Annotated in this window: 9 protein-coding genes and 1 tRNA gene; 5 read left to right on the top strand and 5 right to left on the bottom strand. The window is 63.1% G+C overall.

Annotated elements, in window-relative coordinates:
• Window positions 1-63: 63 nt before the first annotated feature.
• Window positions 64-390 carry an Arc family DNA-binding protein gene (locus APH30_RS24080; protein ID WP_009681471.1) on the bottom strand — a complete coding sequence of 109 codons (327 nt, stop codon included), beginning with the start codon at window positions 388-390 and terminating at the stop codon, window positions 64-66.
• A 346-nt stretch (window positions 391-736) separates the two neighbouring features.
• Here APH30_RS24080 and phnN point away from each other — a divergent pair, with 346 nt between their 5' ends.
• The 3 genes from phnN to APH30_RS24065 all read left to right on the top strand — a co-directional run bounded on the left by phnN (window position 737) and on the right by APH30_RS24065 (window position 2733).
• The gene (gene phnN, locus APH30_RS24075) at window positions 737-1333 is read left to right on the top strand and encodes a phosphonate metabolism protein/1,5-bisphosphokinase (PRPP-forming) PhnN (RefSeq protein ID WP_029887000.1); all 597 of its coding nucleotides are present in this window, start codon (window positions 737-739) and stop codon (window positions 1331-1333) included.
• Between the two features lie 108 nt (window positions 1334-1441).
• Window positions 1442-1518 (top strand) — tRNA-Arg (locus tag APH30_RS24070).
• 216 nt (window positions 1519-1734) lie between these two features.
• Window positions 1735-2733, top strand: a complete 999-nt coding sequence (locus APH30_RS24065) for a sensor domain-containing diguanylate cyclase (protein WP_054913966.1) — start codon at window positions 1735-1737, stop codon at window positions 2731-2733.
• Between the two features lie 81 nt (window positions 2734-2814).
• Here APH30_RS24065 and lpdA read toward each other — a convergent pair whose 3' ends face one another.
• Genes lpdA through APH30_RS24045 form a run of 4 tightly spaced genes read right to left on the bottom strand, consistent with a single transcriptional unit; the run spans window position 2815 to window position 7749 of the window.
• Window positions 2815-4194: a dihydrolipoyl dehydrogenase gene (gene lpdA, locus APH30_RS24060; protein ID WP_054913965.1), complete on the bottom strand. Its 1380-nt coding sequence runs from the start codon at window positions 4192-4194 to the stop codon at window positions 2815-2817.
• Window positions 4195-4196: 2 nt separating this feature from the next.
• Window positions 4197-5456, bottom strand: coding sequence for a dihydrolipoamide acetyltransferase family protein (locus APH30_RS24055; RefSeq protein ID WP_054913964.1), 1260 nt, complete (start codon window positions 5454-5456; stop codon window positions 4197-4199).
• Window positions 5457-6515: an alpha-ketoacid dehydrogenase subunit beta gene (locus APH30_RS24050; RefSeq protein ID WP_054913963.1), complete on the bottom strand. Its 1059-nt coding sequence runs from the start codon at window positions 6513-6515 to the stop codon at window positions 5457-5459.
• Between the two features lies 1 nt (window position 6516).
• Complete coding sequence (locus APH30_RS24045; RefSeq protein WP_029887003.1) at window positions 6517-7749, bottom strand: 3-methyl-2-oxobutanoate dehydrogenase (2-methylpropanoyl-transferring) subunit alpha; 1233 nt, start codon at window positions 7747-7749, stop codon at window positions 6517-6519.
• A gap of 198 nt (window positions 7750-7947) precedes the next feature.
• On the opposite strand from APH30_RS24045, the gene bkdR reads away from it, so the two are divergent.
• Complete coding sequence (gene bkdR, locus APH30_RS24040; protein ID WP_003254485.1) at window positions 7948-8433, top strand: Bkd operon transcriptional regulator BkdR; 486 nt, start codon at window positions 7948-7950, stop codon at window positions 8431-8433.
• 230 nt (window positions 8434-8663) lie between these two features.
• Window positions 8664-10004, top strand: a complete 1341-nt coding sequence (locus APH30_RS24035) for an MFS transporter (RefSeq protein ID WP_054913962.1) — start codon at window positions 8664-8666, stop codon at window positions 10002-10004.
• Window positions 10005-10009: the final 5 nt, after the last annotated feature.

Genomic DNA, 10009 nt, shown 5'->3' with positions numbered 1-10009 from the left:
TTCCCTGTAGTGACCCACAAAAAAGCCAGCTGACGCTGGCTTTTTTGTATCCGCTGGCAACCTTCAGGAAGCGTCGGCTGCCATCTCTGCATCGTGCGCGATCAGCGCAACCAAGGCGTTTTGCTGGCGGTGGGACAGCTGACGGAAACGTTGCAGCAACTCGCGTTCATGCAGGGACAGCTCCGGGCTGTCCAGGCGCATGCTCAGCTCGTCACCCAACGCGCCTTCCTGGATAAGGCTTTGCTCCAGGCGTGCGATGATTTCGGAGTTCATGCTGCGGTGATGGTTGCGCGCTACCTCGGCAATGCGCTCACGCATTCCGTCTGGCAGGCGGACGACGAACTTGTCAGCGGTGCGGCTCGAATAAATAGCCTGTTTCATTGGGCGCATATAAATTGACCGGATTTTGGTTCAGGGGAAGCGGTTCTCAAATTGGCCGCACGGGGGTGAAAATACGACCGTCGTGGCGACAAAATGTTCAACCGTCAGTGAAAATTGGATGCTCATCTTGCCTCAAGGTCGCCGTTTCCTTGGCGTCAATTCTGTGACAAATAGTGAGCCGGGTAAAGGCTTTGTGCCAGTACCAATTATCAGAAATGAGTACTGGTTTGAAAAGTTTTACATGCTCCGGCTCGCTTGACCGTCAGCCTTTTGCCGTCAAAAACTGGTAAAAAACAGCAAAAGACCAGGAAAACCCCTAGAATGCGCCGGGTTCCCTCCATAGAGCATAGTGGCTATGCAACATGACGCAAGCGACCGCCGATCAGGGGCAGGGCGGCTGATATTTTTGATGGGCCCGTCAGGGTCCGGGAAGGATTCCATCCTGGAAGCTTCCCGTGAGCAACTGGCTGCCGCCGGCGTGGAAATCGCCCGCAGGGTCATTACCCGCTCGGCAGAAGCGCGGGGCGAAGCGGCCCATGGCGTTACCCCGCAGCAATTTGCGGCCCTGCTCGCGCAGGGCGCGTTCGCCATGCATTGGCAGGCCAATGGCCTGGACTATGGCATTGCGGTGCAGGTGGACGCCTGGCTGCAGGCGGGCAGGCCGGTGCTGGTCAATGGCTCGCGCGCCTATTTGGCCGAAGCCCGTGCGCGTTACCCGGACCTGTTGGCGGTGCTGGTCGAAGTCAGCCCCGAAGTGCTGCGCGAGCGCTTGTTGGCCCGCGGGCGGGAAACGGCGGCGCAAATCGAGCAGCGCCTGGCCCGTAATGCACGTTTACAGCACACCAGCGACCCCACCGTGCATGTGCTGGACAATTCCAACCGCCTGGAAACAGCGGTCGCCGGCCTGTTCACACTGCTGCGCGAAACGGGCGTGCTGCCCGGGGCGACGTAGTGCCAGAAAAGGATTACGCGAAAAAGCCCGGTACAGGCATGACAAACGCTGGCATGCTGGTTAACATGCTCGCCGTCCCGCTGTGCAGCGCTCGCTGCCGGTGTTTGCGTCTCAGTAGCTCAATTGGATAGAGCATCCCCCTCCTAAGGGGAAGGTTGCAGGTTCAATTCCTGCCTGGGACGCCATTTCCCCCTCTGTTTGCCTACCTCTCCAAAGCCCTGAGGCTTGCCGCCGATCAGGCCGCCATGGCCGGTAAAAATATACGCCGTTGGATCTCTTCCGGTCTCCCAGCGCCAGGCTTATGCTTGCCACTGACAGACATGATCTTGCCGCCTGCGGCAAACACATAATGTCGGCAGCCCCTTGATGGGCACGCAGTTGCTGGGCATCAGGGAGAGCGCATGAATCAGGAAACCAGGCCGGCGCCCGCCGGCTTCAGTGAGCAGCAGTTGCACACCTTGTTCGAGTTGGTCAGCGATGGCATCTGGGACTGGAACGCCAACACCGGCTACGTTTATCGCAACCCCGGTTGGTACGCCATGCTGGGCTATGCCAACCATTCCAAGGCCAACTCGGTATTCACCTGGGAAAGTGTGATCCATCCCGAAGACTACCCCCGGGTGATGGCGCATTTCGAGGCTTACATCGAGCAGCGCACCGAGCGTTACCTTATCGAGTACCGTTGCCGCTGCCAGGATGGCAGTTACCTGTGGATCGAGGACACTGGCTATATCATCGACCGCAACGCCGATGGCTCGGTGGCACGCATGCTCGGTGCGCACCGCAACATTGACGCTGGCAAGCGCCTGGTTGCGCAGCTGCAACAGAAGAACCAATCGCTGGAGAGCCTGGTTGCCGAACGCACCCGCGAACTGTCCTGGGTCAACCAGCAGTTGCAGCGCCAGCTGGATGAAAACCGCGAGCTGGCCGAACGCGATGCCCTGACCCGCGTCGCCAGTCGTTATCGGCTGGAAAAGGAGCTGCAACTGGAGTGTCAGCGCGCTCAGCGCTTTCGCCTGCCGTTGTCACTGATTGCCATGGACATGGATGATTTCAAGCCGATCAATGACCGCTATGGCCACGCGCAGGGTGACAGGGCATTGGTGCAGGTAGCGGAAAACCTGCGCAGCTGCCTGCGTGATTTTGACCTGTTGGCGCGTTGGGGGGGGGACGAGTTCATCATCGTGCTGCCGCAGACCGCCCTGAGCGAGGCGTTGGATGTGGCAACGCGCTTGCGCCAGGCCGTACAGCAGCTGGAGCCGGTAGGCGACTGCCAGCTGACCATGAGCTACGGCGTGGTGCAGCGGCGCGGCGGTGAGGACCAGGTTGAGCTGCTGGCGCGGGCGGACCAGGCGCTGTACCGGGCCAAGGGTAATGGCAAGAACGTCATAGCCGAGTAGCCTGTGCCGGCCCCGTGAGTAAAAAAAGACCCGCGGCGCCTCACGGCGCAGCGGGCCAAATCGGCCTTGGCCGCTTCAGTGTCAGATATGCAGGGCGTGCCCCAGGGCGCGCAGTGCCGCTTCCTGTACCGCCTCACCCAGTGTCGGGTGGGCATGGATGGTACCGGCCACATCCTCCAGGCATGCGCCCATCTCCAGCGACTGGGCAAACGCCGTGGACAGCTCGGAAACGGCCACGCCAACCGCCTGCCAACCCACGATCAGATGGTTGTCACGGCGCGCCACCACGCGCACGAAACCGCTTTTCGACTCCAGGCTCATGGCCCGGCCATTGGCAGCAAACGGGAACTGCGCGACGATGCAGTCCAGGCCCTGCTGGCTGGCCTGCTCCGGGGTCTTGCCGACTACCACCACTTCCGGGTCGGTGAAGCACACGGCGGCAATGGCTGCCGGCTCGAAACGGCGGGTTTTGCCGGCGATGATCTCGGCCACCATCTCGCCTTGGGCCATGGCCCGGTGCGCCAGCATCGGCTCGCCAGCCACGTCACCGATGGCCCAGACATTGTGCATGCTGGTCTGGCAGCGCTCGTCGATGGCGATGCCGGCGCCGTTCATTTTCAGGTCCAGGCATTCCAGGTTGAAGCCGCGGGTGCGTGGTCGGCGGCCGACCGCCACCAGTACCTGGTCAGCCTCCAGGCGCAACTGCCCACCCTGGCCATCATTGGCCAGCAGGCAGCCATCTCGGTAACCCTCGACGGTATGGCCCAGGTGCAAGGCGATGCCCAGCTTTTTCAGCGACTCGGCCACCGGTGCCGTCAGTTCAGTGTCGTAAGTCGGCAGAATGCGCTCGCGCGCTTCCACCACGCTGACCCGCGCGCCCAGTTTGCGATAGGCGATACCCAGCTCCAGGCCGATGTAACCACCGCCCACCACCACCAAGTGTTGGGGCAGGGCTTTGGGTGCCAGCGCTTCGGTGGAGGAAATGACCGCGCCACCCAGCGGCAGCATCGGCAGTTCAACGCTGCTGGAGCCGGTGGCCAGTAGCAGGTGTTCGCACTGGATACGTTGGCCATCGACCTCGACCTGCTTGCCGTCGAGCAGCTTGGCCCAGCCATGCACAACCTTGACTCCGTGTTTTTTCAGCAAGGCGGCGACCCCGGTTGTCAGGCGGTCGACGATCCCGTCCTTCCAGGCCACGCTCTGGCCGATGTCCAGGCGCGGCGAAGCCACGCTGATGCCCAGCGGTGAGGCTTCGGTGTAGCGGGTTGCCTGGTGGAACCGCTCGGCCACGTGGATCAGTGCCTTGGACGGGATGCAGCCGATGTTCAGGCAAGTGCCGCCCAGCGCCTGGCCCTCGACCAGCACCGTGGGTATGCCCAGTTGCCCGGCGCGGATGGCCGCGACATAGCCGCCAGGGCCGCCGCCGATGATCAGCAAGGTGGTTTGTAGGGTTTGTTGCATGATCACTCCACGAACAGGCAGGCAGGTTGTTCGAGCAGGCCACGCACGGCCTGGATGAACAGGGCGGCGTCCATGCCATCGACCACCCGGTGGTCGAACGAGCTGGACAGGTTCATCATCTTGCGCACGACGATCTGGCCGTCAATCACCACCGGCCGCTCGACCATGCGGTTGACGCCGACGATCGCCACCTCCGGCGTGTTCACCACGGGCGTGCTGACGATACCGCCCAGCGCACCGAGGCTGGTCAGGGTGATGGTCGAACCGGACAGTTCTTCGCGGTTGGCCTTGTTGTTGCGCGCGGCATGGGCCAGGCGCGTGATCTCGCTGGCGTTGGCCCACAGGCTGCCTGCTTCGGCGTGGCGCAGCACCGGCACCATCAGCCCGTTGTCCCCTTGCGTGGCGATGCCGACATGCACCGCACCATGGCGGGTGATGACCTGCGCTTCGTCGTCGTAGGTCGCGTTGATCTGCGGGAAATCACGCAACGCCACCACCAGCGCACGTACCAGGAACGGCAGCAGGGTGAGTTTGCCGCGGCTGTCGCCGTGTTTGCTGTTGAGTTGCTGGCGCAGGGCTTCGAGGGCCGTGACGTCGATTTCTTCCACGTAGCTGAAGTGCGCGACCCGGCGCTTGGCGTCCTGCATGCGCTGGGCAATCTTGCGGCGCAGGCCGATCACCGGCACCTGCTGGCTGTCGCTGCGCTTGGCATAGCCATTCGGCGCCTGCCCAGTGCTGCTTTGCGGCTTGCTCATGAAGGCGTCGAGGTCTTCGTGCAGAATGCGCCCGGCCGGGCCGCTGCCATGGACGTAGCGAAGTTCGATACCCGCATCCAGGGCGCGCTTGCGCACGGCGGGCGAAGCCAGCGGCTTGTCGCCCGGCTGACGCGGCACGATGGGCGCGGTTTCGTGGTTGGCCGGTGCCTGGCAGGCGGCCGGCTTCATGGGTTCCTGCGGCGCTGCCGGCGAAGCTGCAGTTTCCACCTGTGTGGCCTGCGGCACATCCACATGGTTACCGCTGCCTTCCACCTCGATGCGGATCAGCTCGCTGCCGACCGCCATCACTTCCCCGGGTTGGCCGCCCAAGGCCAATACTTTGCCACTGACCGGCGAAGGGATTTCCACAGTTGCCTTGTCGGTCATGACATCGGCCACCACCTGGTCTTCGGCGATGGTGTCGCCGACCTTGACGAACCATTCCACCAACTCGACTTGCGCGATGCCTTCGCCAATGTCCGGCATCTTGATGACGTGCGTGCCCATTCAGACCTCCATGACCTTTTTCAGTGCCGCACCTACCCGCGAAGGCCCAGGGAAGTAAGCCCATTCCTGTGCGTGAGGGTAGGGGGTGTCCCAGCCGGTGACGCGCTCGATTGGCGCCTCCAGGTGGTGGAAGCAGTGCTCCTGCACCAGCGACACCAGTTCGGCACCGAAGCCGCAGGTGCGGGTGGCCTCGTGCACTACCACGCAGCGGCCGGTTTTTTTCACCGACGCCACAATCGCCTCGAGGTCCAGCGGCCACAGGCTGCGCAGGTCGATCACTTCGGCATCGACGCCGCTCTCTTCGGCTGCCACCTGGGCGACGTACACGGTGGTGCCGTACGTCAACACGGTCACGTCATTGCCTGGCCGGGCAATGGCGGCCTTGTCCAGCGGTACGCTGTAGTAGCCGTCGGGCACGGCACTGTGCGGGTGTTTCGACCAGGGTGTCACGGGGCAGTCGTGGTGGCCGTCGAACGGGCCGTTGTACAGGCGCTTGGGCTCCAGGAAAATCACCGGGTCGTCGCATTCGATCGAGGCGATCAGCAGGCCCTTGGCGTCGTACGGGTTCGATGGCATGACCGTACGCAGGCCGCACACCTGGGTGAACATGGCTTCCGGGCTCTGGCTGTGGGTCTGGCCACCGTAAATGCCGCCGCCGCAGGGCATGCGCAGGGTCAGCGGGGCGATGAATTCACCGGCCGAGCGGTAACGCAGGCGGGCCATTTCGGAAACGATCTGGTCGGAGGCAGGGTAGAAGTAGTCGGCAAACTGGATTTCCACCACCGGGCGCAAACCGTAGGCGCCCATGCCAACCGCGGTGCCGACGATACCGCTCTCGGAGATCGGCGCGTCGAATACGCGCGACTTGCCGTACTTGGCCTGCAGGCCCTCGGTGCAGCGGAACACGCCGCCAAAGTAGCCGACGTCCTGGCCGTACACCACTACATTGTCATCGCGTTCAAGCATGACATCCATGGCCGAGCGCAGGGCCTGGATCATGGTCATGGTGGTGGTGGCCATGGCGGTTTCCGGGTTGATGCTGTTGTTGTGGTCGTTCATGTCAAACCCCCAGTTCCTGGCGTTGGCGGCGCAGGTGGTCGGGCATTTCCTTGTACACGTCCTCGAACATCGAGGCAGCGCTCGGGATGTGACCGTTGGCCAGGGTGCCGTATTGCTCGGCCTCTTTCTGCGCGGCGATCACCGCCGCTTCGAATTCGGCGGTGGTGGCCTGGTGTTCTTCTTCGGACCAGTGGCCGATCTTGATCAGGTGCTGCTTAAGCCGGGCGATCGGGTCACCCAGCGGGAAGTGGCTCCAGTCATCGGCGGGGCGGTACTTGGACGGGTCGTCAGAGGTCGAGTGCGGGCCGGCACGGTAGGTGACCCACTCGATCAGGCTGGGGCCCATGCCACGGCGCGCGCGTTCGGCGGCCCAACGCGAAGCGGCATACACCGCAACGAAGTCGTTGCCATCGACCCTTAGCGAGGCGATGCCGCAGCCCACGCCACGGCCGGCAAAGGTGGTCGATTCGCCACCGGCAATGGCCTGGAAGGTCGAGATGGCCCACTGGTTGTTGACCACGTTGAGAATGACCGGCGCCCGGTACACGTGAGCGAAGGTCAGGGCGGTGTGGAAGTCCGACTCGGCGGTGGCGCCGTCGCCGATCCATGCCGAGGCGATCTTGGTATCGCCCTTGATCGCCGAGGCCATCGCCCAGCCGACGGCTTGCACGAACTGGGTGGCCAGGTTGCCGCTGATGGTGAAGAAGCCGGCCTCGCGTACCGAGTACATGATCGGCAGCTGGCGGCCCTTGAGCGGATCGCGCTCGTTGGACAGCAACTGGCAGATCATGTCCACCAGTGACACGTCGCGGGCCATCAGGATGCTTTGCTGGCGGTAGGTGGGGAAGCACATGTCGGTGCGGTTCAATGCCAGTGCCTGGCCGCTGCCGATGGCTTCCTCGCCCAGGCTCTGCATGTAGAAAGACATCTTCTTCTGGCGCTGGGCAACCACCATGCGGCTGTCGAACACCCGGGTCTTGAGCATGGCGCGCATGCCCTGGCGCAGGACCTGCGGGTCGATGTCTGCAGCCCACGGGCCCTGAGCGTTACCTTGCTCGTCAAGGACGCGGACCAGGCTGTAGGAAAGGTCGGCGGTGTCGGCAGCATCGACATCCACGGGGGGCTTGCGGGCTTGACCTGCGTCGTTCAGGCGCAGGTAGGAAAAATCGGTCTGGCAGCCTGGCCGGCCGGTGGGCTCGGGCACATGCAAACGCAGGGGGGCGTACTCGTTCATGCTTTTTACGCTCGCTCGGGTATTTGTTTTTGTGAGCTTTGAAGCGGCCGCCGCTGAGTGCCGGCTTGTGACTGGCAGGTCAGCGTCACCTACATCTTAGTGGCCCGGCAGGAGAATTTTTCTCTCAAGTTGATTGCCTTTGCCGTGCGCGGCAGATAAACATTCCGCATAACCAAAAAAAACCGGTGATTTTGTCTCATGCGCAAACTCGATCGTACCGATATCGGCATTCTCAACAGCCTGCAGGAGAACGCCCGCATCACCAACGCCGAGCTGGCACGCTCTGTGAACCTGTCGCCCACGCCCTGTTTCAATCGGGTGCGGGCCATGGAAGAGCTTGGCGTGATCCGGCAGCAGGTGACGTTGTTGTCCCCCGAAGTGCTGGGGCTGGATGTGAACGTGTTCATTCATGTCAGCCTGGAGAAACAGGTGGAGCAGTCGCTGCATCGCTTCGAGGAAGAAATCGCCGAGCGGCCCGAGGTGATGGAGTGCTACCTGATGACCGGTGACCCTGACTACCTGCTGCGGGTACTGCTGCCCAGCATCCAGGCGCTGGAGCGGTTTCTCGATTACCTGACCCGGTTGCCGGGTGTGGCCAATATTCGCTCGAGTTTTGCCCTGAAGCAGGTGCGCTATAAAACCGCCCTGCCGCTGCCAGCCAATGGCATGACCTTGCGCGAGTGAGCCATGCAGCGCCGTTGCCTTGGGAACTGTTGAACTGCGAATTCATCGAAGGCTAGGTCGCCAGCAGCCGTGCCAAACAGCGCGTGCTGGCAGTACCAGCCTGATCACGACACCACCTGCACCGGACACGCCGCCATGGCGGCAAATCGCTCAAGGGGGCCTGCGCCGAGCGGGTTTTGCCCTTATGCTGCTAGCAGCCCGCCACCTGACCAGGGAGCTCCTCGGTACCTATGCGAAATGTATGGAAGCCGTTTCAGTCGTTGTATTTCGCCGCGCTGATGATGTTGATCGGCTCGGGTCTGCTCAGTACCTACCTCGCCCTGCGCCTGGCCGCCGACCACGTCGACAGCTTGTGGGTAGGTGCCTTGATGGCGGCCAACTACTTTGGCCTGGCAGTGGGCGGCAAGGTCGGCCACCGGCTGATCGGTCGGGTCGGGCACATACGCGCTTATGCCACCTGCGCCGGCATCGTTGGCGCGGCGGTGCTTGGCCATGGCCTGACCAACTGGCTGCCGGCGTGGGTCGGCCTGCGTATGATTGTTGGCCTGGGCATGATGTGCCAGTACATGGTCATCGAGAGTTGGCTCAACGAGCAGGCGGATGTGAAGCACCGCGGCGCGGTGTTCAGCGGGTACATGATTGCCTCGTACCTGGGCCTGGTACTCGGCCAGCTGATTTTGGTGGTGCACCCGGCGCTTGGCCCGGAATTGCTGATGCTGGTGGCTATGTGCTTTGCCCTGTGCCTGGTGCCCGTGGCCATGACCCGGCGTATTCACCCGGCACCCTTGCGCCCGGCCCCGATGGAGCCGAAGTTCTTCATCAAGCGCGTGCCGCAGTCGCTCAGCACCGTGCTCGGCTCGGGGCTGATCGTGGGTTCGTTCTACGGCCTGGCGCCGTTGTATGCCTCCAGCCAGGGCATGAGCACGGAGCAGATCGGTCTGTTCATGGGTAGTTGCATCTTTGCCGGCCTGCTGGTGCAGTGGCCGCTGGGCTGGTTGTCCGACCGTTACGACCGTGCGGTACTGATCCGCAGCGTGGCGGTGGGCCTGGCACTGGCGGCAGCGCCGTTGGCAGTACTGCCCAGCGTGCCGCTGGAGTTGCTGTTCGGCATCGGCTTCGTAATTTCGCTGTTGCAGTTCTGCCTGTATCCGCTGGCGGTGGCGTTTTCCAACGACCACGTGGAAAGTGAGCGGCGGGTGTCGTTGACCGCGATGCTGCTGGTGACTTACGGCGTTGGCGCCTGTATCGGGCCATTGGCGGCTGGCGTGCTGATGAAGGTGCTAGGCGCGCAGATGCTGTATGCCTTCTTCGTGTTCTTTGCGCTGGTGCTGGTGTGGCGCATCCGGCCGAAGGCGGTTACCGGCTTGCACCAGGTGCAGGACGCACCGCTTGGTCACGTGGCGATGCCGGCGGCCGGTTCGCCATTGTCGGCGGCCCTGGACCCGCGCGTGGATGAGCAGACCGTGCAGGATGTAATGCAGGCGCCGGTGGCGGCAGAGGATACCGAGGCGGAAGAGAAGGGGGCCGAGCAACAGGCGCCCGAGACTGAAGACGCGAGCAAGTCAGTGTAAGCCTG

It is taken from the genome of Pseudomonas sp. NBRC 111127, from assembly GCF_001320345.1.
In the GTDB taxonomy this organism is placed as follows: domain Bacteria; phylum Pseudomonadota; class Gammaproteobacteria; order Pseudomonadales; family Pseudomonadaceae; genus Aquipseudomonas; species Aquipseudomonas juntendi.
The sequence above is the reverse complement of the archived record's forward strand: the minus strand, read 5'-3'. Positions and strand labels throughout refer to the sequence as shown.